The sequence below is a fragment of the Paenibacillus sp. FSL H7-0918 genome (genome assembly GCF_038007025.1).
Classification (GTDB): domain Bacteria; phylum Bacillota; class Bacilli; order Paenibacillales; family Paenibacillaceae; genus Paenibacillus_AQ; species Paenibacillus_AQ odorifer.
Map to the genome: position 1 here is coordinate 1,101,249 of NZ_JBBOWJ010000002.1, position 25,495 is coordinate 1,126,743.

Annotated in this window: 12 protein-coding genes; 1 reads left to right on the top strand and 11 read right to left on the bottom strand. The window is 51.2% G+C overall.

Annotation, left to right across the window (positions count from 1 at the left end; translation table 11 throughout):
- Positions 1-161: 161 nt before the first annotated feature.
- Positions 162-449 carry a hypothetical protein gene (locus MHI15_RS18885; protein WP_312151109.1) on the top strand — a complete coding sequence of 96 codons (288 nt, stop codon included), beginning with the start codon at positions 162-164 and terminating at the stop codon, positions 447-449.
- A gap of 44 nt (positions 450-493) precedes the next feature.
- Here the strand turns inward: MHI15_RS18885 and MHI15_RS18890 are convergent, their stop codons facing one another.
- The 11 genes from MHI15_RS18890 to MHI15_RS18940 all read right to left on the bottom strand — a co-directional run bounded on the left by MHI15_RS18890 (position 494) and on the right by MHI15_RS18940 (position 25,456).
- Complete coding sequence (locus tag MHI15_RS18890) at positions 494-3,241, bottom strand: alpha-mannosidase (protein WP_341164697.1); 2,748 nt, start codon at positions 3,239-3,241, stop codon at positions 494-496.
- Positions 3,242-3,262: 21 nt separating this feature from the next.
- Positions 3,263-6,424: a beta-galactosidase gene (locus MHI15_RS18895; protein WP_445668006.1), complete on the bottom strand. Its 3,162-nt coding sequence runs from the start codon at positions 6,422-6,424 to the stop codon at positions 3,263-3,265.
- Positions 6,421-7,740: a glycoside hydrolase family 125 protein gene (locus MHI15_RS18900; protein ID WP_076130111.1), complete on the bottom strand. Its 1,320-nt coding sequence runs from the start codon at positions 7,738-7,740 to the stop codon at positions 6,421-6,423. The genes MHI15_RS18895 and MHI15_RS18900 overlap by 4 nt, the downstream gene beginning before the upstream one ends.
- A gap of 36 nt (positions 7,741-7,776) precedes the next feature.
- On the bottom strand, positions 7,777-10,935 hold the full coding sequence (locus tag MHI15_RS18905; protein ID WP_341164699.1) for an alpha-mannosidase: 3,159 nt from the start codon (positions 10,933-10,935) through the stop codon (positions 7,777-7,779).
- 4 nt (positions 10,936-10,939) lie between these two features.
- Positions 10,940-13,234, bottom strand: a complete 2,295-nt coding sequence (locus MHI15_RS18910) for a glycoside hydrolase family 3 N-terminal domain-containing protein (protein WP_341164700.1) — start codon at positions 13,232-13,234, stop codon at positions 10,940-10,942.
- A complete protein-coding gene (locus MHI15_RS18915; protein ID WP_076219931.1) occupies positions 13,231-14,154 on the bottom strand; it encodes a carbohydrate ABC transporter permease in 924 nt (307 codons plus the stop codon). The genes MHI15_RS18910 and MHI15_RS18915 overlap by 4 nt, the downstream gene beginning before the upstream one ends.
- Before the next feature lie 24 nt (positions 14,155-14,178).
- Complete coding sequence (locus MHI15_RS18920) at positions 14,179-15,084, bottom strand: ABC transporter permease (protein ID WP_282579979.1); 906 nt, start codon at positions 15,082-15,084, stop codon at positions 14,179-14,181.
- Positions 15,085-15,208: 124 nt separating this feature from the next.
- Positions 15,209-16,711, bottom strand: a complete 1,503-nt coding sequence (locus tag MHI15_RS18925; protein ID WP_076130103.1) for an ABC transporter substrate-binding protein — start codon at positions 16,709-16,711, stop codon at positions 15,209-15,211.
- A 175-nt stretch (positions 16,712-16,886) separates the two neighbouring features.
- Positions 16,887-18,407 carry a response regulator transcription factor gene (locus MHI15_RS18930; protein ID WP_076195154.1) on the bottom strand — a complete coding sequence of 507 codons (1,521 nt, stop codon included), beginning with the start codon at positions 18,405-18,407 and terminating at the stop codon, positions 16,887-16,889.
- Positions 18,400-20,223, bottom strand: a complete 1,824-nt coding sequence (locus tag MHI15_RS18935) for a cache domain-containing sensor histidine kinase (protein WP_076195153.1) — start codon at positions 20,221-20,223, stop codon at positions 18,400-18,402. Before MHI15_RS18935 ends, MHI15_RS18930 begins: the two co-directional genes overlap by 8 nt.
- Positions 20,224-20,401: 178 nt before the next feature.
- Positions 20,402-25,456, bottom strand: coding sequence for an endo-beta-N-acetylglucosaminidase (locus MHI15_RS18940; protein WP_341164701.1), 5,055 nt, complete (start codon positions 25,454-25,456; stop codon positions 20,402-20,404).
- Positions 25,457-25,495: the final 39 nt, after the last annotated feature.

Below are 25,495 nucleotides of genomic sequence, written 5' to 3' on the forward strand. Positions count from 1 at the left end.
AATTGTATCGCAACCGTATTCCCCTTTTCCGCGTCTATCTATTTAACATCAAAGCCCCTTCATACATAGGTATCAATTCCATTATTTTTTGGCAAAGAGGTGATTCATATAAAGACCTTGCATGATCTCTAGCTTCCCTCTAAAAGGAGGTTGGAGAATCAATGAGCAGAAGTGTGAAAAAGCAACCCGTGTGCAGCGACCAACAGAAAGATGGTTCATCATGGGCTAAAAAACAAGCCAATAAAGCCGTCCGCCGTTACCCTCGCGACATCCCTAAAGGGAAATGGTATCAGAAACTGTATAACAGCTGGAACATTTGCGACTACAGCTTTTACCAAACTAAACAGCAGGCGATTCATGAATGGGAAACAAACAATTGGATCCAGATGAGATTCCCCTCCCGCCAAGAGGCCATTCAAGATTGGCACAAGTCTTATAGAAGAAAGTAAGTAAAAAGATGCCCCGGCAGGGAAGCGCCGGGGCATCTTTTTACTTAGAAGCTTAATTTCGCACCTACAGTTACAATCTCAGATGGTCCGACCTCTAAGTGGTGAACCGAAGACGTTGCTCCTTGTAAAGCAGGGTTAGGCTGCTCTAAGATATTGCTCTTAAATAAATACTCTTGAGGACTATTCACTTTCAGTTGCAACTGTGTCTGCTGAGCGGACATATTGTACCAACGCAAAAACAAGTCGCCGGAAGTTCCGTTCATTTTCATGGATGAGAAGGCCATGTTATCTCCCTCCCAAACCAATGGAGTATATCCAGAGTTCAACTTCCCGCTATGCAGGCCGGTCTGACATACCGTCCAAGGGGTCTGGAATTGATAGGCCTCTGTAAATGCCCGCTGTTCACTTCCCTCACCAGAATGAGGAATCAGCTCCAGTTGTGCTGTATATTCGCCCAGGCACTGAGCTTCCGGTGTTGGGAACCAGCCCCAATCCCCCAATTCCCCTACGCTGCGTAGCAAGGTGACGGCAATAGTATTGCGTCCATCCCGCAGAACCTCATATTCGTTCAATCCCTGATTGGCTACCGTAAGTCCTACATCGCCATTGCTGACATCCACAAAGGATTGCTGATGTTGAGTGTTGCTCGGATTTGCCCATTCTGGTGCTGGATTATTATCTCGGGTAGCCACTTCAAACATAGAATCCACACGATGCACATCGGTAGACAGATCGGTCGGGAACAGCATTCGTATCCGGTGATCCTTGGCTTGGTTATTAATTGTGGATTCAATATGCACACCTTTGCCTTCCCGCTCCAGCGATACGACGGTACGAAGCTTCAAAACCACCGTATTTACACTCCGCTGCGCTTTACGCTCAGGATAATACACAAGTGCACGCTGTTCCGCCTCCAAGGTGTCATCCGCCGAAGCCGGAATCTCCCAATCTATTCGGATCTCAATGGCCGCACGGAAGGGAGAGTCTTCAATCACCTTAATAACTGCAGGCTGGCCTTTGGTCGTCAGCGCTTGTTCACCTTCTGGCTGCTTGTACATGTATTCATTGCCTACGTCTCCGGTATTCTCGTAAATCCCCAACTCACGATAAGTGGTACCGCTATGCTTATCCAATAACGTAAATGAACCATCCTCAGCAACAACTACCTTGAGAGATGCATTCTCCAAGCTGCGCTCTCCTTCTATTAAAGAGCTTCCCTGAGCGGATTCCGTAGTTGATTGTACCCAAGCGTAAGTACAAAGCCCAAGTGCAGGCACATTGCGTGCTTCAAAAGTAAGTCTCACTTTGCGGCACATATACGGCTGACGGAATTGGTCATCAGGCAGATCATAACCAAAGCTTAAACCCAGATCATCCACTGTAGACGCTAATTCCTCCCCTGTGTGATCGACGAGAATCCTGCCGGACAAATCAACAGCCAGCATTCTGCGGGCGGTCTCATCCAAAGGATAACCCTCGCGCAGATATAACCGTTCAGCATCCAGCTCTATAGTTACCGTTCCCGTACGCTTCCACCCCGTGGTATTCATCACTATAAAAGGAACTGCATCTTCCCCGTATGCGGAAAAGCCAGAAGTCTCCACTTGATCTGCGATAAACTTAGCACTGTCATCTATGATGCTCTCAGCAACATGCCGGCTTTTATCAAAACGAGTTACCATCTCACGATGCACTTCATCCACACTACAACCACAGATACTGTCATGCGGATGGTTCTGCATCAGCGTCTTCCAGGCATAGGTGAATAGATGGTGCGGGTAGTCCTGTCCGGACAGGCGGGCGATGGAGGCCAGCGGCTCGGCTACTTTTTCCAAAAGAGTCTGGCCCAGCTGGTTCATCTGCTTCAAATACACCCGGGCTGAGGCTGTGTTCACTAAGGTGCCCCATCCGTCTGTACGCTGGCTGCGCAGTTCCCCTGTAACGGTGGAGAGCTCCCGCTGACCCGAGGATAATTGCTGATCCAAGGCTTGCAGATAGTCCGGGAAATTTGAATGCACGAACTTCACTTCAGGGTATAGCTTTTCGGCGGTGCGGATAGCTTCCGGCAAATCCAATTGCAGAGGCTGGTGGTCGCACCCGTTCATGAACAATAACTCCCCCGTTGAAGCATACTTCTCTGCATCCGCAAGCTTACGGTCCCAGAATTCCCGAGCCGCACCTTCCTCAACAGGAACTTCATTGCCGTTAGAATACCAGTTGGCAAATAGGATACCGAGAATTTTGGATCCATCCGGCCCTTCCCAGATCAGCTCGGAGAAAGAGGACTCATAACCTGCATCCGATACAGTGTTGTTAAATCCCGTAGGCTTCACCCCGCGTCCAAAAAAAGCATTCGTAATCCCTGACTGCAACATCAGCTGCGGAGTCTGTCCGACCAATCCAAACGTATCGGGAAAATAGCCGATTTTGGAAGGCTCGCCGTATTTCTCGGCATCCTGATGGCCGATCTGCATATTCCGCACATTTGCCTCGCCGCTCGTCAGGAACGCATCCTGCAAAATGTACCAAGGTCCAATCAAGATTCGCCCATCCCGGATATACTTCTCCAGCTTCTCTTTGTTCTCTGGCCGAACCTGAAGATAATCCTCCAGAATAATGGTTTGCCCATCGAGGTAAAAACTGCGGAAGGCGGAATCTCCGTCCAGCTTGGCAAGCAGTGCATCCACCAGCTGAACCAGACGGACGTGGTGTTTCTCATAGGGCAAATACCATTCACGGTCCCAGTGAGTATGGGACACGATATGGGCTGTTTTGGTTGTTGTGTGGGTCATCTGTGTGTACACCTCAGTTCTTCAGCATTTATTAAGCGTAATGTTAACCTCTTCAGGTCTGTAGACAGCTACCAGCTTGCCCGCTGAATCAGCTGCAAACAACACCGAACGTTCTTTCTCCAGTAAAAATGAGTAATGAGCTCCAGTTGCAGGATCTTTTATTTCAAGTTCGGCATCCCAGGCGTATTCAGATACGAAGATATACAATGAACCTTCTGCAAAAGCAAGCTTTCGCCCGTACACACCTGGCAGGTCTCCACCGCTGATCCATTCCAGCCCGGTTTCGATACCTGCGGCTTGTGCAGCATATTGGTAGAGCGCGGCGATCGGCTCGTCGCGGTCATTCAGTTCTAAAGGTAGCGGGCACCAGATCAGGCGACCTGTGCCAAGCTGGCGTTCGATGAGGTGATCACCCACACCACCTGAGCTAGACGAATCAACATCTGCATTTGCTGGCGTTTCTTTGACTAGCTCCGCGATTCGCTTCTGTCCATAGGACACCGCAAACTTGCGTCCGTTCAATAGAAGCTGCTCCTCACGGCGCATGTTGCCAAGTTTACGGGCTCCTACTATTGCGTCCATACGATCCGAAGGCTGCCAATACGCATCAACCCCCAATGCTCCAGTAATGAGCAGAACGGCACCTGTACGCTCCACTATGTCCAGCAATTGCTGAAGGGCGTCATTATCCAGATTGTGCACACTCGGCAGGAGAATCAACTTAGCCGGCTCTGCCTCCAGCGGAGCCAGATCGTATTCCGATACGGCGCGGAAAGGCAAATGAAGCTGATAAGATAAGATCCGCGTCAGGCGGGTAGTCGCATCAAAGGCGAGCTTCCGGTTAGAGAAGTCATTAGAGTAAGGGAAAACCACGGCAATCTCTTCCAGCTTCCGCCCGTCAAATAATCCCCCGGCTTCGCCGATGAACCGCCCAAAATCATAAGACACATCCGCTTCCGGCTTCTCAGTCCCATCGGCCCGCAGCGCACCGATCTGTGATTCATTGGCATTATCCATATAAAAGTTCGTGTTCCAGATCCATTGCACAGCCCCGGCACCTCCAGAAGCAAACGCATAGGCATATTTGCGCTCCAGCATGGCCCGCAATTCTTCCTCACTGCGTTTAGCCCGTCCGTCTGGCGTCTCTACGTACATGATGCCGGTCTCCTGAATGAGGTTCGGTTTATGATGGGTTTTGGCAAAAATTCCATCCCAGAGCAGATTGTCATTCAACCACCAGCTGTGAACAGTGGTGTAATCGACATCGCGCTCATAAAAGAACGGCGATGGCCGTTGGGCACCTAAAGCCTCATCCTGCCCTACGGTCACTAAATGATCTGGGCAGAGTTCCTTGATAGTCCCGCTAAGCTCCCTTGCCCATACGTTGTGCATGTCCATGGAGAACAGGCAGTAGTCGAGCCAACGTGTGCCGCGCTTTCCGGAATGAATATCCTGCACACTAAAGTTAATCTCTTCTTGCTCAGGAGGTTGTGCAGCCGCAAAATCCGGCAATTCCAGCGGCGTCATATTCCAGCGCTCTTGCAGCGAAGTTATATCACCATGGCGTTCTTCCAGCCAAGCAGAGAAAGCAGCGTGTTCATATTTATCTCGCGCCGAGCTCGGTCCGTCCGAGAAAATCCGCGGCGGATCGAACATTGACGGTTCATTGATCAAATCCCAATCCACATGGGTTGTCGTGCGATGCCGTGCGATGATGGAGCGGATGAACCGTTTTTGCGCTTCTACACTGCGCGGATCGAGATAAGGATTCGTCCCTTCCCAAGTCTCCGGCGTAAAGGAGAAGAACGTAAAGGTAACCTGCAGCTCATGCCGCTTAGCAGTCAGTAGAAAAGCATCAATCGCCCGCAGCACTTCTTCCGAGGCGTGACCGTCTACCTGCATAATATTCCGGTAGGCTGTCCAGATGCCGGTACGAATCCAGTTGATGCCTGCCTTCCGCATCTGTGCCATATCCCGATTCCAGACATCAGCATTTGGCAGGAATAGAAACTTCCGCGCTACGTCAGAGGTCATATAAGTCATGCCGACAACAGGTAAAGGCTGACCGTCTTTGATAAAATAATCTCTTCCCGCCTTAATCGGTTCCCCCTGCGATAACAGGCCCACGTCATATCCCCAAAAGCCTTGACGCAACATCCGCACTTCGCCTTCTTCCGATACAGCATGGCAAGAAAGATGATACAGGCCAGGTTGAATTTCTACAGCAAGCGGTACACGTAGGAAGTTCAGCTCGCGACTGACCTCAAGCTTGCACTCGTGAGTGAAACATGGGATAGACTCCCCGTCTTTGCTCAGAGTGATGTTCAGGGTCCACTGCGCTGATGTCGGTGACGATTGGCTACGGCTTAGCCGCTGACCCTGCAAAAACAGCAGCGGCCGCTCGCCTTCTTCATAAGAAGCATAGTTAGGCTTCAGCCACAGCTCTGTTACTCCCCGAGCGGCAAAAGTTGCCCAGCGGGTTAATGCTTCCGTTCCGCCTTGATTCCAGAAATCAGGCGAAAGCGGTTGGCCGATGAAGATCCAGCGGCCACCGGCAAAAGGCCCGCCGATATGCTCCCACAGCACAGCTGGAGCTGAAACTTCCCGCCCGGCGGCGGTAATGCCCTTAAGCAGCGGGTAGATCCGCGTGTCCATGGGTCCACTGGAACCCATCTGCTCCGGCAGGTCACTGCTTTTAGTGACATGCGGCACCAGGTTCCAGGTATCCGACAGGGCCAGCAGCTGCTCATCGCCTACAAAGAGCGGAATGTCTCTAAGCGCGACATGCTGCTGTATGCGATCTGCGCTGCTCACCTGCAGCGCTTCATGGATATGCAGCTGGCGGTGATAGGCAGTCTGCTCAGCTTCGACCCGCCACTCTTCAGCGACTAGGCGGACTGGATGCTTAAACGGGGCACCGCCAATGCTGATCAAGCTGCCGCCTCTGCTCAAATAGGCGACGATGGAAGGCCAAGCCTCCTTCGGGAAGTACGGAGCATGGAAGCTAACGAAGCAGTCCCCGGCCTTGGCGCTGTCCAGCGTTTCGGCCAGCTGTGCTGCATGAACAGGAGGGTCAGTATGATGTATTCCTATAGACTGTGCCTGTTCCGCTGTCAGTCCGCCCGCTGCGGTATACCCGGGAAAAGACGGGTCCGCGAACAGGATGATACGGCCCCCGCTCACAGAATACCTTCCTTCATCGCCCGATAGACAAGCTGCGAGAACAAACTGTTCGACCATGCAAACCAGCTGCGGGTAAATACACTAGGATCATCCACATGGAAGCCTTCATGCATATATCCGGTTCCAGCATCCGTACTTTCCAGCATCGCAATCAGTTCCAGCTTCTCTTCGGCAGTCTGAGCCGTAATGCCCTGCATAGACAACGCCATATGCCAGATATAGTTCTCCGGAGTGTGCGGGCTGCCGATCCCTTTGGCAGCTGTGCCTTCATAATAGAACGGATTTTCTTTGCTCAATGCGAAACGTCTGGTGTTCTGGTAGATGGGATCATCCGCCGAAGCGTAACCCAGATACGGAATGGAGATCAGTCCGGGCGTTCCCGCATCGTCCATCAGGCAGTAATTGCCGAAGCCGTCGGTCTCATAAGCATAAATCGGACCAAACTCCGGATGGCGATAAATGCCGTAGAGCTTGATGCCATGATCCACTTCAAATTCCAGCTCTTTAAGTTCAGCCAGGAATTCTAGGTCGCGGAAGACCCACTCCGCGAATTCCTGCATCTGGCGCAGCGCGACAACAGCGAACATATTGCCAGGAATGTTGTAGTGGAAATCACAGGCATCATCGCTGGACCGGAAGCCCGACCAGATCATTCCGGTATAGTTCACCGGCATACCGAGACCGCTATTGCGCAGAGAATCTTCCGGAATGCCGTTATTGCGGCTGAACCGGTACGGAGACTGCTCGAAATGCCGCTGCTCTCTTTTGAACAAATCGAAAATCTGGCGCATGGCCGACTTGAACCCAGCGTCGAAGAAATCAGTCAGGCCCGTCTCTTTCCAGTAGGTATAAGCGAGGCGCACAACAAAACATAACGAATCAATCTCAAATTTACGCTCCCACACCCATGGCGACATCTCGGTCACATCCGTAGTGTTCCAGTGCCAGTCATTGGCCGACTCGTTAAATGCATTGGCGTAAGGATCGATATGAATATATTGAATATGGCGTTTGATAAGACCGCCGATAATGCGCTGGAGATCGGGATCGTTTTTGGCCAGAGGCACGTATTGAATTACCTGCTCCACTGAATCACGCAGCCAGGAGGCCGGAATATCGCCGGTAATCACAAAGGTGGTTCCGTCATCCAGCAGTTTAGTCGTCGTCTCCAGCGTATTCGGAAAACAGTTCTTGAACAGCTGCAACAGCTTCGGGCGATGTGCCAGCTTCTCCTCTGCTTCGGCAAGTACTTCTTGTACGGCCTGCGGCAGCGGCAGCTGGGGCATTGCTATTTTGGGTAATCGGAATTGTTCCAAGTGAGATATGCTCCTTTGCATCTGTGATGTGATTATTTAATTTCTGATGTAAATTGTTTTGATCTCGTAAGGGGCAAAGTGAAGTTCCAATTCACCGCCAGCCGTATGTTCGATCAATTCCAGCTGCTCTTCCAGAGCATTGGACAGGTAGACGCTCTGAACTGGATGCTGCCATTTGAGCTGAACCTGCTCACGGCCTCCCGAGGATTCGTAGAAACGGAGAACAGTCCCCTGCCCGTCCTCGGATGGCTTAATCGTATCCAGCACCACATGCTCACCGGAGAATCCAATAAATGAGCCTGTTGGCGGCAGCTGCCCCTGTGTTGATGAAGCGGCAAAAGTATACAGCTCATGATTTAGCTCTGCTGCACGGCGAACAGTATGAGCCTCCCGCCAATCCCCACGGTGCGGATATAGCGAATAGGTGAAGTCGTGCTCGCCGAGATCCGCAGTAGCATCCGGCCATTTCGGCGCGCGCAGGAGCGACAAACGAATGGTACTGCCTTGGATGTCATAGCCGTATTTGCAATCATTCAGCAGACTGACGCCATATCCACGTTCCGATACATCGGCAAAACGATGCCCGCAAACCTCATACTGCGCCTGCTCCCAGCTGGTGTTGCGGTGGGTCGGACGTTCCAGCGCACCAAATGGAATCTCGTAAGTCGCCTTATCCGTCACAACATCAATCGGAAACCCTACCTTAAGCAGCTTATGGGCTTCGTTCCAGCTCACATGCGTCTGGAAATCAATCCGGGGATTATGGTGATGTAGAATCATATCCTGAGTAATCTCGGATTGGCCCAGCTTCCAGCGGAAGCGCAAAATATCCTGCACCGCACCAGTGCGGATCACTGCCTTTTCTATAAGTTCAGCCTCCCCGGCGGGTTGGGCTTCATAACGGTTGTCAATGTCCCAGGCATCCCAAAGCGTCGGACGGTCATGGAAAAAGTGGAAGCGGTTCGCCGGCTCACCGGATTTTACGATCTCCCGGTTTCCTTTTTTATCAAAAAGACTGGTGATTTCTCCCCGCTCGTTAAAGGTAATACGATAATAGTCCGTCTCCCAACGGTCGCCGAAGGGAATAGCTCCTACAGCAGTTTGATTATGTTCAGCAGCGGCAGATTCTACATTACTTTCATCGGATGTTTTCTGAGACAGATCACGAATCCAGATTGTTTTGTAGCCAAAGGCCGGAATCTCCGGAACGAGAACCGCGACACCAGAAACTGCTGCCTCCTCCGTCAGGACATCTGCTTCCAGCAGTACGTTATCCTCGCCATACACCGCAAAGTTTCCGCTGGCGGCTACTTCTTCGCTGAGAGCAAGTTCGACCACGGCATCCCGCGTCCAACCCAAACCATTAAAAACAATGTAAGGTGTACCCTCGCCTGACGTGTTAATGTTCCCGGCCAATGCCGCAAGCCCTGGCTGAAGCGCAACACGGCCAAGCTCAAATACCTCTGCGTATTCCTTCTCCGAGGTCTCGTAAGCTTCGGTAATCGCCGAGCCCGGAATAATATCATGGAACTGGTTCAACAAAATCAGCTTCCAGCCCTGATGCAGCTGCCCGGCAACTACGGCATGTTGCTCCGTGTCCAGCTGCGGCGAAGCTAATGTCTGCCACAGCTCCGCTTCACGGTACAACACTTCCGCCTTGCGGTTGTTCCGCTTGTTGCGGCCGTGCGTGGTGTAGGTGCCGCGGTGCAGCTCCAGATACAGATCGCCCCGCCACTGCGGCAGCTGCGGCTGACTGCGCGTAATGCCCGCGAAGAAATCCGCGGCATTACTGTATTTACTCTCCGGCTGGCCGACCATTAGCTCGGCACGCTGGATATATTCCAGCATCTCGCGGGTGACCCCGCCGCCGCCGTCACCATGCCCATAGAGCAGCATCTGCTCATTATGTTTATCTTTTTCACGGAAGGACTGATAGTGTTCATGAATATCTTTGGGCAGCGTATTCTCATTGACCCCATGATTCAGGTAAGACAACATCGGCGTGCCGTCAATGCCGACCCAATCGAACAGATCGTAAGGGAAGACATTGGTGTCATTCCAGCCCAGCTTGGTGGTCATAAAATATTTGATGCCACCATGCTGCAGAATCTGCGGCAGAGAAGCACAGTAGCCGAAGGTATCCGGCAGCCACTCAATCTGTGAGGTGCGCCCGAACTCTTCCAGATAAAAGCGTTGGCCATACAACATTTGCCGCATTAGCGATTCTCCGCTCGGAATGTTCAGATCCGGTTCGATCCACATCCCACCGACCAGTTCCCAGCGTCCTTCACGGATGCGTGCCTTGACCTTCTCATAGAGTACCGGGTCATTGTCTTTCAAATATTCGAACAGCAGCGGCTGGCTCTGCGCATATTGATAGTCAGGATATTCGTCCATCAGGGCATTCACCGTCGAGAATGTCCGGCTCGTCTTGCGCACGGTCTCGCGCGCAGGCCACAGCCAGGCAATATCGATATGGGACTGGCCCACCATGTGGATTGTTCCTTCGGCATGACCGCCGATCTCCCCGACTCTGCCCCGCAGCTTCTGCTCGATTCGCGTAATCTCACCACCCTCGCGGATCTCCTGCGTGGTAAGGCCAACGAATTCATCCATTACCACATACAAAGCTTCCAGCATCCGGTTACGGCGCTGGTCCTGCTCAGGCAGCAGAATTGCCGAATCGCGAATCACTACTGCCGTGTACATTAGACTCTGCACAGGTCTATTCACCAGCACCAGCTGGCTGTGGATCATCCGAATCGGCGGCTGGATCACCGCCTGTTGATTTAATGGGTCCACCGGCTCGGGGACCGGATCGAAGAGTTCGATTTCCAGGTCCAACGGACGGCCCGATGGATCACCTGCCAGAGTTACAAAGGTATGATTGCGGTCGAGTCCTTGCCGCGATTCACCGTTCACCCGCAGCAGCCCTTCCCCACCGGAAGCAAAAATCAACCCGATGTGGCCCGGCAGCCAGTTAGCCGGAATCTCCAAAGTACGGCGGAAGAAATAGGTCGTTCCTTGCACACTCGGGAACAGATCATAATTGCTGCCGTCCTTATAAGGCTGCAGCTTGTCATACTGTCCCGGCAATTGATACACCGAGGACAGAATCTCCCAATCGCGCAATTCCTGCACCTCTAGCCATTGCTGCTCGGAGAGCTCGCGGATGAAGCGTTTAATGCGTTCCATGTCTTTACCCCCTCACCGTCAAATCGGTGCTCAGTGTATCATTTACATGCTTACCCACCAGCACTTTAAACGCTCCTGGCTCTACAACAGGTCTTAAATCCGGTCCGATATATTGCAATTGCTCCGGCCCTACCGTGAACAACACGGTTTGCTTCTCACCCGGAGCCAACTTGATTTTGTCAAAAGCCTTCAATTCCCTGGCGGGACGGGTGACCTTACTGGCGACATCGGAAATGTACAGTTGCACCACCTCTGCGCCCTCACGGTCTCCTGTATTCTGAACGTCCACGGAAACTATAGCCGCCTCCCCAGCCGCAATTACTTCCGGCTCCACCTTCAACCCGGAGTACGTAAATTCAGTGTAGCTAAGCCCGAAGCCGAACGGATATTGAGGCTGGGAATCGGCCTCCAGATATCTTTTGCCACGGGAACGTTTACCGTTGTAATAGACCGGGAGCTGGCCCACATGCTTCGGCACGGATACAGTCAGCTTCCCGGACGGGTTCACATCGCCGAACAGGATATCCGCAACAGCGTGCCCGCCTTCTTGGCCTGGATACCAGGCTTCCAGAATGGCATGTACATGCTCGTCAATCCAAGGCTCACTCACCGGACGGCCGTTAATATAAACAACGATCACAGGTTTGCCGAGCTGATGAACCTGCTGGATCAGTTCCAGCTGCACTCCCGACAGGGTCAATGACACCCGGTCAATGCCTTCGCCGCAGTCCATATCATTCCAGGCATTCTCCGTCACCTTGGACGCGCCTGTCTTAAGATCAATACTGCCTTCCCCGAAATCGCGTGCACTGGAGCCGCCGACGACCATAACAACGGTATCGGCCTGCTCTGCACAAGCGAGCGCGGCTTCAAAACCTTCGCGCGAATCGCCTTTGATCCGGCAGCCCGGTGCATAGAGCACCCGCTCCGGCTCTGCAGCCAGCTTGCTGCGGATGCCGCTGAGCACGGTCGCTACCTTAGCCGGAGGCTGCGGTGAGGTATAATCGCCGAGCTGGTTATACCCGGCATCGGCGTTAGGGCCAATGACGGCGATCGTGCCGGCGGTCTTGGACAATGGCAGCACACCTGCTTCATTTTTCAGCAGGATGATGCTCTCGCCCGCCACTTGCCGGGCCAGCTCTTGATGCGCTTTGCTGCCGATGACGCGTTCAGCCGCATCGGGATCAGCGAATGGTTGCTCGAACAGGCCCAGCCTGAACTTGAGCGTCAGCACACGGCGGACCGCCCGATCCAGCAGTGCCGGGTCCAGCTTGTCTTCACGAACGGCATCCACCAGGTATTTGCCGTACATCTCCCCGGACATCTCCATGTCGATGCCGGCTTCCAGTGACTGCACTGCTGCATCCATGCCATCTTCAGCCACATCATGGCCAGAGGCCAGCATCTCTATAGCTCCGCAGTCGGTAATGATTAGACCCTCAAATCCCCAAGCTTCGCGGAGTATATCCTCTAGTAGCTCTGTATTTGTCGTGCAAGGCACGCCGTCTATTTCGTTATAAGCAGGCATAATGGAGACTGCACCCGCTTCGACCGCTTTTTTGAAGGGCAGCAGATCCACTTCCAGCAGTTCACGCCAGCCCATGTGCACAGGTCCGGCATTCCGGCCGCCTTCTGAGCTGCCGTATCCCACAAAATGCTTCAGCGTAGCCCCCACGCTGCCGCCGCTCTGCAAGGATTCCCCCTGCAGACCTTCAACAGCCGCAACCGCCATCTCGCTGATCAGGTAAGCGTCCTCGCCGAAGCACTCCTCGGTGCGGCCCCAGCGGGGATCGCGCACCACATCCAGCACCGGCGAATACGTAACCGCACCGCCCTGACTGCGTGTCTCCAGCGCTACGGCGCGGCAGACCTCACGATACAGCTCTACATTCCAGGAGCTGCCGAGCGACAGGGGCACCGGGAATACGGTGGCCCCGATCGCCATGTGGCCATGCGAGCATTCCTCGCCGATCAATACCGGAATGCCCAGCCGCGAATGCTCCAGCACATACCGCTGGAGCGTATTCACCGCTTCCGCACCTTCACGCGGAGACAGGCCAGTAGCCAGCGTCACGCCGGTCCACGGGTCAGCGCGCAACATCCCGTAAAGCGAGCCCACGCCGCCCCCGGCAACCTTCTCCTTGAAGCTTTCTGTCAAGGTCATCTTACCGTCTCTATGTTCATAGGCCTGCCAGCCAAAAGGCTGAATCAGCTGACCGGCCTTCTCTTCCAAAGTCATCAGTCCGAGCAGATGCTCCGCCCGTTCTTCAGCAGGTAAATTCGGGTTTGTATAACTCATTCCTTAACAGCCCCTACGGTAAGACCTTGAATGAAATAACGCTGGAAGAACGGATAGGCAAAAATAATCGGTCCTGTCGCCAGCACGACCATCGCCATCCGCGATGTATCCTGCGGCATGGAGCGAAGAGCTTCCAGACTGAGCGAACTGTTCTGGGAGTTCTGCAAAATAAACTGCATACTGGTCTCGATCCGCATCAGCATCGATTGCAGCGGGACTAAATTCGGGTTGTCGATGTACAGCAGCGCATTGAACCAGTCATTCCAATAGCCGAGGGTGCTGAACAAAGCAATCGTAGCCAGACCGGGCAGTGATAAAGGCAACACCAATTTCAGGAAGATACGGAACTCGCCCGCCCCGTCGATTTTGCCGGATTCGATAATGGCATCAGGCACACTCGTGCTGTAGAAGGTGCGCAGAATCATAATGTAAAAAGCATTCACCGCCAGCGGCAAAATCAACGCCCAGATCGTATCCTTCAGGCTTAGAAACTGCGTAACGATAATATAAGTCGGCACAAGTCCACCGTTGAACAGCATGGTAAAAAACGCGAAGAACGAGAAAAAATTGCGGTAACGGAAGCTTTTCCGGGAAATGGCATACGCATAAAAAGCGATAAACAAAAGGCTGATAATCGTCCCTATCACCGTTACAAAAATCGTCACACCATAAGAACGCAGCAGCATATCTCCGGATTCAAACACATAACGGTATGCGCCGAGACTCCATTTTGCCGGAATCAGCTTATAGCCATCCCGCGCCAGCGCCACCTCATCGGTGAAGGAGATGATCACGACGAACAGAAACGGAAACACGCACAGAAACGCAAAGATGCCGGCTATCAGATTAAAAGTGACATTCCAGGGCTTTGAGAGATGGTGGAAATCACGTTCTTTTTTAGTCTTAGTAATGGAAGACATATGGCCCACTCCTTTCATGAGGTTCTAGAACAAAGCGCTATCCTTGTTGTATTTGCGGACAATATAGTTAGAGGTCATCACTAGCGTAAAGCCGACAACCGATTGATACAGACCTGCGGCAGTGCTCATACCAATCTCACCCGTTGTTTTGAGGCCTTGATAGACATAGGTATCAATAACATTCGTGACACTGTAGAGCGTACCGGAATTACGAGGCACCTGATAAAAGAGACCGAAGTCGGCGTAGAAGATTTTACCGATGGCCAGCAGGGTCATGATCGTGATAATTGGACTCAGCAACGGCAGTGTAATATTGCGAATCTGTTGGAACTTACTAGCTCCGTCGATCATCGCCGCTTCATACAGCGACTTGTCGATCCCCATAATAGCTGCGAGATAAACTACGCTGTTGTAACCAACTGCTTTCCACAGATAGACTAGGATCAGGATGAACGGCCAGTAGGCTTTTTCCGAATACCACTGAATTGACTCTGCGCCAAAAAAGCCCATGATCTGGTTCAGCATCCCGCGTTCGGAGCTCAGGAAACTAAATGCAAAATAGCCGACAACGACCCATGACAGGAAGTAGGGCAGGAACATGCCGGTCTGATACACTTTGGCCAGCTTCTTGTTCACAATCTCGGACAGCACAATCGCCATCAGAACCGACAAGATCAAGCCAAGCAGGATAAACGCTCCATTGTAGAGCAAGGTGTTGCGGGTAATGATGTACGCGTCATTGGTGGTAAACAAAAACTTGAAGTTGTCTAGCCCCACCCATTTGCTGTTGATAATACTCGCCCAGAAGCCGTCGCGGCTAAAGCGGTATTCTTTGAATGCAATAATCGTCCCTATCATCGGCAGGTAAGAGAAAAAGAGAAACCAAAGCGCACCTGGTAAAACCATGAGCAGCATAATCTTGTTATTCATAATATTTTTTATAAATCCGCTGATTGTCTTCACACTTAGATCCCTCCTGTATGTCCTTATATTTCAAAAAAAAGACCGGGTCAGAGGCCACGCCCCTGCCCCGATCTTCTCTTACGTTGATGTTTTACTTGTTGTTGGACGCTTTCCAGGCATCAATTTGCGATTGCGCTTCAGCGATAATTTTGTCCAAACCGGCTGCCTTGAATTTCTCAATAGCTTTCGGTAGATACTCGTCAGGATCAACGGTTCCAGTCATCAGTGGTGACCAGTATTCTTCTTTTACGTTCTGAACCGCAGCGATTTCAGTGGTCACCTTGGAAGTGTCGAAGTTAAAACCAAGCAGTGGTGCATTCACACCGGATTCATTAAACTTTTTGAACTCTTCCCATTTGTTCTCAGGGTCACCCTCGTTCAAATAGTTGATCATGATATTGCCCAGCGAGAAGGTTGGCATGTCATAGTTCTTGGATTCATCCAGGTTCTTCATAGAATTCTCACCGGTCTTCTCGTAGTGCACGCCTTCGATTCCGGAGTCAATCATGTTGCGCAGCACCGGATCGGTGTTGAGCAGGTTCAGGAACTCCATCGCTTTCTCCGGATATGCGGAGTTAGCCGAGATGGCTTGCATCGAACCCATAACGGACCAGTTGTAAATGTAAGGTTTTCCAGCTGGCGTGGAAACTACAGGATAGCCGTAGCTTGCCGACCACAGATTATCCGCCATCGGCTGGGTAGCCGCACGATCCATGAACCAGTTCGAAGATTTATAGAGATCATCCACCGAAGTTGTAGTTGCTACTTCCGGCGAGATATAACCTGCCTTGTAATATTTGCGAACGGTTTCAAGAGTGCTTTTGAGTTCAGGTGTTTCCAGAATGTTCACGATCTTGTAATCCTTTGTGTCCATATAAACAGCCATTGGCATCTTTTCAATGATGTAGTCGAACGGCAGCACTGGCATGAAATCCTTCACCATAGCGTAAGGCGTGATGCCCGGTTCATTCTCTTTGATCGTCTTCAGCAGTGGTTCAATGCTTTCCATTGTGTTCACCCCGGAAATGTCGAGGTTATATTTGTCGAGCAGCTCTTTATTAAAGCGCCAAACTTCTTGCGCCGGAAGCTCTTTGTTGGCAGGTACGGCATAATTATGTCCATCTACCTTGGAGCCTTCCAGGAACGCCGGATCAATCGTGTCTACGATGCCTTTTCCATATTCATTAAGCAGGCTGTCCAATTCCATAAAAGCGCCTTTGCGGGCATTTTGCACATAATCGAACGCCCAGGAGCACGTAAAGAGAATGTCCATGGGTTCGCCAGCGGCTACTTTGACCTGCATTTTTTGTGTATAATCACCAAAATCAATCATATTCATCTTCAGGGTGACATTTATCTTCTCTTTAGTGTACTTATTGACTTCTTCCACGACACGGTCCAGATCCTTCTGCGGTCCGCCGATCGTGTACCAGATCAGTTCGACTGGTTTCTCGGATGATGCACCGTCGCCGCCCGCTCCTGAACTGTTAGTTGCCGCGTTGTTTGAATCGCCGCCACATGCGCTGAGCGCAAGCGAGAATGCCATAAGTGATGTCAGTAACAGGGAAAACCTTTTTCTTTTGTTGTTGCCCATTCCTGTATAACCTCCCCTTTGTTTACCTCAAGATCGCTGGCCTAATCCGGAATTAAACCAGCAGCTTTCTCCTTCAAGGACTATCTTTACTGTAATTTATGAAAGCATTTTCAAACAGAAGATAAACTAAATAAATCATGTAGAAAATAAAGAAAAAGCTTGCAGCGGGGGTCCGCTAGACAAGCCCTTTGTACTCCGTAGGAGATATCCCGACATGCTTCTTAAACTGTTTGTAAAAATAGCCGGTCTCCCAATAGCCTACTTTGAGAGCGATTTCATGAACTTTAAGTGAGGTATTCCGCAGCAGCTCCTTCGCCTTCTCAATCCGGTATTTATTGATATATTCGGTGAATGACTCATTCACCTCTTTATGGAACAGCTGTCCCAAATACACCGGGTGAATATGGTATTGGGCACCGAGGGTCTTCAGTGACACATCTTCATTGTAGGACTCATGGATATAATTCAGCACCTGCTGCACGACTGGACTCTTTACGTCCCGAACTAAGGCGTCTACCGTAATGGTAGCGGCTTCCTGAATAATCTGAGTCAGTTCATTTATGGAAACTGTAGAGCGAATGAGGCCAAAACCGTCTGCGAAAAGCTCCGGTTCTTCCACATGACGAATCTCCTGCAGCTGCATCTTGAAGCGGATCAACCATTCCATGGCAATGCCTTGCAGCAGCACGGGTGTAATCCCCTCCATCCGCCGCAGCTGCTCAAAATGATCCTGGATCCGCACCAGCAGCGCTTCCTTATCCTTCGCCATAATCAGCTTGAGATCATCTTCCCAATTCAGCGGCATGCCTTGGACGGCAACCTCATGCCTGTCCTGAACTTCCTCATAATGCAGCAAATTCCGCTCTGGAAACAGCATGAAATATTCCTGAGTCATCTTTGCATGGGCATAACTCTGGGCCGCCGCCTCCTCCATCTCCTCCACTGTTCCTACGGACAGACGCATTGGCGGACCGCCAGTTAGGGATAACAGCAGCTGCGCATGAAGCCTTTCCACCGCTTCTTTACCCTGCTGATACTCACTAAGCAGATGCAGCAGCACGGTATCTCCATCCATATCCCGGAATGCAATCAAAGACGGGTTACCGCCTACAACCTCTTCCACCGCCTGAAATAGCTCGGCAGCGTCCTGTTCAGGGCGAAGCAGGGCTACCTGCACCAGCGGCTTATCTAGTCTAAGTCCCAGAAAATCAGTCCGTTCACAGAATTCCTTCGGCCCAATCTGGCACCGCAGCCAGCGGTACATCACATTATCGCGCAGAATGGAAATACTATGCGCATTGAATTGACTCTCTTGACGGGAGACACCCAGCTTCTCGGCGGCAGTCACTAATGTTGCCCGGAACTCTTGCAAATTAATAGGCTTGAGCAGATAATTTTCAATGCCGAGCGCCATTCCTTCCTTAAGATAACCGAACTCATCATAGCCGCTGAGGATAACAACTTTGATCTCCGGCTGAATCTCCCGTACGGCCCGGATCAGATCCAGCCCGTTCATCAGCGGCATGGAAATATCCGTAATCAGAATATCCGCTGGAACAAACCGCAACGACTCCAGCGCTTCCTGTCCGTTCTCGGCGTGGCCGACAATCTCCATCCCCAGTGCTGCCCAATCCACAATGTCATATAATCCTTCGATAATAAAAGGCTCGTCGTCCACAATGAAAATTTTATACATGGTTTGGATCATCCTCTCCCAGATCGGGAAAATACACAGTCACGGTTGTGCCGGTACCCGCTTCGCTTTGTAATTCAATGCCATACTCACTGCCATAAAGCAGCTTCAAACGTTCATGAATACTGCGCAGGCCGAATGATTCCGATTGTTCATCTGGCTGCAAAAGACCTTCTTTGAGCTGGACCAATCTGTCCGGGGCAATCCCCCGCCCATTGTCTGTAACTACCGCACGCAAATATTGGCCATCCTTGACCACAGCCACACTGATGTGATTATCATTCTTGTCCACGCGCATCCCATGTAGAATGTAGTTTTCAATGATAGGCTGCAGCGACATTTTGAGTACAACTCTTCCTGTAAGCTCTTTCCCGCATTCCATTGTATAAGAGAATTTATCCTTATAACGGATGCGGAACAGCTCCAGATATAAACGGCAGGCCTCTAGTTCATCCTTCATCGTATGCTTGGGTTTCTGATGAACATAGCTTTTGAACAACACCGACAAGCTGTAGATCATCTCCCCGACATCTGAAGCTCCTTGAGAGATTGCTCTCATTCGGATCACCTCCAAGGTATTGTAGAGAAAATGTGGGTTTACCCTGGCTTCAAGCGCGGCGATTTCGGTATGTTTTTGCTTGATTTCAGCCTTGAACACACGGTCTATATGAAGATTCAGCTCATCCAGCATGTCGTTGAAGCTCTTGGAGATCTGCCCCAGCTCGTCTTCTCTGACATCGGTAATCCGGGCATCCAGGTCACCGTTTTTCACTTTGCGGGTGAACTTGATAATTTTATGAGTCCGTCTGGCAAAATTATTGATAAATAAAGTGGGTGTAATAATCGCAAACAACAGGCAGATCAAGCAGATAATGAAGATCATGTTCCGCAATCCCCTATAAGTGGCGGCTAATTCCTGCTTAGGTACAGCACTCAACACAGTAAATCCGCCTTGGGTGTGAGTCTGCTTAGTAATGATCATCCCGCCGACTTCTTCACCATCTGTATAGGCAGAATTCATCTGCTCGGGATAAGGATAGCGCTTTCCATAATAGGTGCCCGAGGTATCAAATAACACATCCCCATCCGCTGCCAGCACCAGAATCTTTCCCTTGAAGTCATCCTTATAATTGCCCATACTCCCCCAGACCTCACTGGCATCAAAATAGACTAGAAGCTGACCAATGTTGCGCAGTGATATCTTGTTATTGACTGGGGTACGGACCGTAAACATTGGCCCCTCCGGAGATGAGATCGCCTGACTGACCCAAGTGTTTGGAGCAGTGACACTCCCTTCCTCCTCCAGATACAGCGCATCCGGTACGAAAGAGTGGGCTGCATTAGTGGAAATAATCTGAAATTTGCCTTGGTCATTATAGACATACAGCTGCTGTTCAGCTGCACTGTAGAGCATTAAACTGCGGATATCAGGATCATCTTCAACTTGATTGCGAAAAAACTGCACGGTATCCGTCGTAGCATTACTTTCGTTGAAATAGCGGTCCAGCCGGTACCTCACGTAATCTTCATACGGATGCTCCAGCAAATACGACGTATTAGCAGTCAGCTCCGTGTCCCGGTACACGTCCCGCATCATAGACTGTACAGAGTCATATTTCTGCTCAATATAGCTGTTGATGCTCTCCACGGTACGTTTCTGAATCTCCATCTGCCGCTGCACTACAGCCTGAGACATGAGCAAGAACATCAGGTAGGAGAAGGTGATAATGGTGACCACGGCAATGACTGAGAAGAGCAGGATGATTTTCATAAACAGATTATTCTTCAGATACTTTCTGTACAATTTCCCCGGAAACATCAGCAACCTCCTACAGCAGGGGGAAGACTAAGCTTCGCTGCTTGTCATTATGAATAAAGTATAGCATGAGGTGCTTCCTGCCTGTGGCTGGTAAAAGCTTGCAATCCTCCGCCAAGCAAAGACAGTCTGCCCATGGAGCAAAGGGCTCCTTGGGCAGACCGTGGTGAGGCAATATAATCTACCGGATGTAATTCAAGATGAACTGCGCAGCCTCGGCACGGGTCGCCAAGCCACCGGGAACAAACTTCCCGTCCGTGCGGCCATTCACCAGACCCAGTGATGAAGCAGCATTCACGCTGTCTGCCGCCCAGGCTGCTACCTCACCGGAATCGGTGAATGTTGCCGGGGCTGATGACTGAAGCGCTCCATGCTCCAGTACATAGGCACGCATTAGCATAGTGACAATCTCCTGGCGGCTGATGTTCGCACTCGGATCGAACTGCTCAGCAGTGCGTCCACCTACAATACCTGCCCGGACCAGACGCGCCAGGTCCTGCTCATACCAGACACCAGAAGGCACATCACTAAATTTCAATTCCGCCTGATCTTGCAGTCCCAGCACGCCAGCCAGCAGCTTCACAAATTCCGCTCTTGTAATCCTGCGGGCGGGTTCAAATCCATTTTCGGAAGTGCCTTGTACCAGATGTTTAGCCGCCAGCTGGCGGATAGTGTCCGCAGCCCAGTGAGTAGACGGAACATCAGCGAAGGATTTATTGTACTCCAGCACAGCCAGCCTGCCTGTTCCGCTAAACTCCCCTTGCAGGAAGCCATTCGCATACACTCCGCCGAGATAGGTAAGCGAACCCCCTTCAGCAATAGCATATAAACCAAGCAAATTAGTATTATAATCCGTATTTGTTGCACTCCATTGTAAGGTTACTGGTTTGCTGAAGCTTGGAAGACGGCTAGATGTGCCATTCCCCGCGATGATGCTCAGATCAAACGTCATACCTGTACCCCGCAAGACCACCCCACGCTCTACTTTCAGTGTGCTCATGTTCAAAGTCTCCGGGCTGAGCTTCACCAGAATCTTGCTGCCTGAAGCTTGGGCTTCATTAAGCAGAGCCTTCAATTGCACCAGCAATTCCGGCGCAATACCAAGTGTGGTTCCCGAAGCGGACAATTCAAGTTGACGGATCCCTAGCAACTCACCTGCATTTACAGGCAGCTCGATAGCTGTAACGCCTGCCGGCACCATTACCGTCACTTTGCCGTTCTCAGTAGGTGCACTGAGTGTACTTGCTGGAATCGTCAATGTTGCACTAGTCGGAGTTGGAAGCGGTGTTGCTGTCGCTGCCGGAGTCGCTCCACCAGTTCCCGTACCTGTCCCTGGAGCCGATGTCGGCTGCGGTGTAGATACAGGAGTATTGTGGACCTTGAAATTAATAATTCCGCTCTTTTGAACAGCCGTATAAGGGTGACCATTCAGTATTTTGGTGTTGGTGACTACGGCCGTGTACTCGCCGCTGTCTGTTTCTTTTGCAGAAGGAATCGTATAATTACGCTCCACAGCACCTTCAATGGCCTGCCCGTCTTTCAACCATTGGTAGCTTAACTCGCCATAAACTGCAGAAGCTACTACGGCAAAAGACACCTTATCACCTACAACTGCCGGATTCTTATCTACACTATTAGAGGTGATAATTGGCGCATCGGGTGCCGGATGTACTGTCACCGTAAGTTCATTACCGGTTCTTGTTGAAGGCTCCGTTCCCTCTTTTCCAGTCAGAACCACACGGAACTGCGTACCGCTGTCTGTTTCAGAAGCAGTAAATGCGTATACCGCCGAAGTCACGCTCTCCGCCACAGTCCATTCCTCTGCGGTTGCTGCCTTCGTCTCCCAGCGAACCGATTCCACATCCCCGCGGATCTGTACGAACAGCTTCACTTCTTCACCAGTAATGACATCAAGTGCAGACGGAAGATCGGTTATGAAATCAGGCGCTTCCCATGGTGCTTCAGCCGGAGTTAAGTTAATTGTGTACTCTGCTTCACTGCTGTCACCAGATTCATTGGTGACGATGACCTTGTACTTATTGCCATCCATCCCGGTAGTCAAAGCAGGGATAGTATAGGAGGCGGACACTCCCAACGCATCTCCATAACCGCTGCCTGTGTCCGCATACCAGGCATAAGTCAGCTGCCCTGCGCCAGTGGCAACTGCCGTTAGTGTCGCGGACGTATTTTCACGGAAGGAGCCTTCCCCTACGATCTGCACCTTTGGAGCTTGCAAGGCCCACTTCGCTTGCAAGTTCAGCTCACCGGTTATTAGATCTTCGGCAAAATTCCATCTTCGCGCATCTTCTCCTTCTCCAATGTACCAGCCTTCCAGGTCATAACCCTCTCTGGCAATGCCTGTAGGCTCCATCAGCAAAGTGCCATACACAGCCTCGGCCACAGTATTTGCTGGTTCACCCCCATTAGCATCAAAGAGAACGGGATAGCTTCCTTTCAGATAGAAAGGTTTGGAGCTGTTGCCTGCATAATCCTCCATCACCACATGCACAACTTTTGCCGACGAGGTGAAGCTTAAGCTCGCCTTAGTTGTCCGTCCACGGATAATCATCGGCTTATTGCCAGAGCTATACGTTGTGGCAAAAGATTTTGCATTCCCATCCTCATACACATACATATACCGCCAGTCTCTGGTATTCGGCATCGGCAGATTCAGCTTACCGGCCGTCCAGGACCATTCTTCCGCGTAAGGTTCCGCGACCGTGTCGATGAACTGGCCGCTGACCGAGACTGGATCGGTGTTACCTGCGGTAACGGTGACAATGTAATCATCGCCGTTTATCGGCATCCCCGTGAACAGCGCAGTGCTTGCACCTGCCGGGACAACCACTTGCTGTGACACCGGTTCGGATGTCGTAATCCAATTCAAAGACTGCACTCGAACGGTAATGTCACCGGAAGCTTGGGCGGAGTTCGTCCAGTTCACAGTCAACTCCCCGTCCGGACTTGAATCCACCTTCACTCCGGAAACCGCCGCATCCAGATCAAAAGCCAGCGTTGCGGCTTCACCCTCCACTCCATCCGCACCCACTGCAACCACTTTAAGGGTTCCGGATTTCACCGGGAGATGCTTCAGGTAGAACACCTCATCGTATTTGCCGCCTATAAATACATCATTCACGTACACATTATATTGCTTGATCTTAGTGTAATCGGGATCTAGCTTCCACTTCACAACCATTTCACCTGTATCTGTAAAAGCTTCCGCAACTGCTAATTCCGCAGGAGCTGCGGGCTTTACGGCAGACCCGTCATAGACGCGCAGCTGTCCGACGTTCATCTGGTAGGTGGACGCTGTTCCTTGCCCGGGATCGAAGACCAGTCCAAGGGCTGCAATATTATGACCCGCGTATGCACTGAGGTCCAGCTCCTTTGTCAACCAACCGTCCGAGTGCTGACCACTGTTTGGAACAGCGACCTCTACGACGGTATTCGGATCATCAGCCAGGATGAGTCCTACTGCCATCGCCGAAGCATCTGTGGCAGATGGCTTGTTGAAGCTGATCGACAGCTTGGAGTTGCCATTGACCTCCAGCTCTGTTTTGTACAGACGCAAGAAGTTCTTCGCATTCAGATTGCCGTTCACCACCAGTGAACTGCCACCGTTATACGCACCGATCTGCTCATAGTTGTAACGGTTTGTACTCGCAAGGTTGTACTCCGGTCCATAATCAAAATCTACAGTAAGCTTATTGCCAGCAGTATCCTGCCACCACTGCCAAGTCACTGGGATATCCTGCAGGCTCATATTAGACCACTCATCCGGGTTCGATACTTCACCGTTCACGGAATAGGACAAGCCCTGTCCAGTGTTAAAATTGGTGTAAAAGTTCTTGTCCTTAATCACCGAACGCTCCGCAATGACGGACGAGATTCCCGGCCAGTAACGGTTGTCGGCATAAACATCGGCAACGGTATTGGTTGCCGATTTGACCGTATTCTTAGGGTCCACGTTCGGGCCTGACCACCATAGCTGCTCACGCAGTTTTGTCATCCATTGGTAGTCATTTTCGGATCTGTGTGAGACCGGGTAAGACAGGTTCATGTCCTCATCCAGACCGGCATGAACAAAGTCCGCACCGAGTGTAGCCAAGCTGAGCCGCGGCAAGCCATTGCTATCCAGCTTGTTCATCAACGCTGTTCCGTTAACGGACTTGAACCGGTCACGACCTGCTTCCAGCCCTGCAAAACCAACTTCAAACAAGTTGTAGCTTGTTCCCAGACTGGCATTCAGATTGCTTAAGTAATTAGCCGCGTTGGTAATCTGTGTATTGCCAGCCCCGTAGTCGAAGAAAAACGAATTGGAGACGGGTTCCTTGGTGCTTTTATCCACTAAAAAGGAGATATTGGTATCATTAATCGTCCGGGCGAACGTATTAGCACCGGTATTGGTGTTCAGCGAGTCGTACCACTGTACATACAGGCCGCCCTCTTGCAGCACCTTCATAAAAGCGATGTAATCGGGGATATCTTGGGTCGCTACATTCGGATTCATCTCTTCCTGATTTACAAAATAACCGTCAAACCCGAAATACCCGGCCATCTCGATCAGTTTATCCGCCACCGGAAAATTACCATTCTCATCTTTAACTATCATTTGTTTGTACGTCTGCTGTCCACGGTCATTATTGGAAAAAAAGATCCCCGCCAATGACAACACGCCGTTCTTATGCGCTGCATCGGTGTAGGTAGGGTTCGGGATGTTCAGCATGCCAAATTCGAACCATTTTTGCTGCCAGTCCTTCTGGGCCAATTCATCATAATATTCCGGCGGGGTATACGCAGTCGCTGTACCATGCCAGTAGGAGTAGTAATCGATATATTGCCAAAAGTTAAAGTGATACTGCGCAAACTTGTTCGTATACGGTGCGTTCTCAATAAAAGCATTCCCGTAGTCGCCAGCAACGTTGATCATCTGTGTATCTGCGCTAAGCGCTGGGTTAGCTTGGGTTGCAGCAAATGGGGCATTCCGCTTCTGCAGCGGCACCCGCGATCTCAACAGCTCTGCATCCGGATCGGTTGCCGGACTCCAGTTCGCAATATGGCTGCTCGTATATCCATGTACATTAGGCTGATTGGCACCCGGCGCACTGTCTCCTGTAAAAGGCCACGTATCGCCGGCGTAAGCCGTTAGGGGAAGTCCTGAAACTAGCAAAGCTGCCGCCAGAACAGCTGATGTCAGCTTACGACGCGCCTTTTTACCGGTGTGAAGGTTCATTTTCCACTCTCCTCGTCCTGTAGTTGTTTCGGTTACTCT

Bases quoted from the DNA above. Each gene is read 5' to 3' on its own strand.
- MHI15_RS18885 (WP_312151109.1), top strand. From the start codon at position 162: ATGAGCAGAAGTGTGAAAAAGCAACCCGTGTGCAGCGACCAACAGAAA.
- MHI15_RS18890 (WP_341164697.1), bottom strand. From the start codon at position 3,241: ATGACCCACACAACAACCAAAACAGCCCATATCGTGTCCCATACTCAC.
- MHI15_RS18905 (WP_341164699.1), bottom strand. From the start codon at position 10,935: ATGGAACGCATTAAACGCTTCATCCGCGAGCTCTCCGAGCAGCAATGG.
- MHI15_RS18910 (WP_341164700.1), bottom strand. From the start codon at position 13,234: ATGAGTTATACAAACCCGAATTTACCTGCTGAAGAACGGGCGGAGCAT.
- MHI15_RS18915 (WP_076219931.1), bottom strand. From the start codon at position 14,154: ATGTCTTCCATTACTAAGACTAAAAAAGAACGTGATTTCCACCATCTC.
- MHI15_RS18920 (WP_282579979.1), bottom strand. From the start codon at position 15,084: ATGAATAACAAGATTATGCTGCTCATGGTTTTACCAGGTGCGCTTTGG.
- MHI15_RS18925 (WP_076130103.1), bottom strand. From the start codon at position 16,711: ATGGGCAACAACAAAAGAAAAAGGTTTTCCCTGTTACTGACATCACTT.
- MHI15_RS18930 (WP_076195154.1), bottom strand. From the start codon at position 18,407: ATGTATAAAATTTTCATTGTGGACGACGAGCCTTTTATTATCGAAGGA.
- MHI15_RS18935 (WP_076195153.1), bottom strand. From the start codon at position 20,223: ATGTTTCCGGGGAAATTGTACAGAAAGTATCTGAAGAATAATCTGTTT.
- MHI15_RS18940 (WP_341164701.1), bottom strand. From the start codon at position 25,456: ATGAACCTTCACACCGGTAAAAAGGCGCGTCGTAAGCTGACATCAGCT.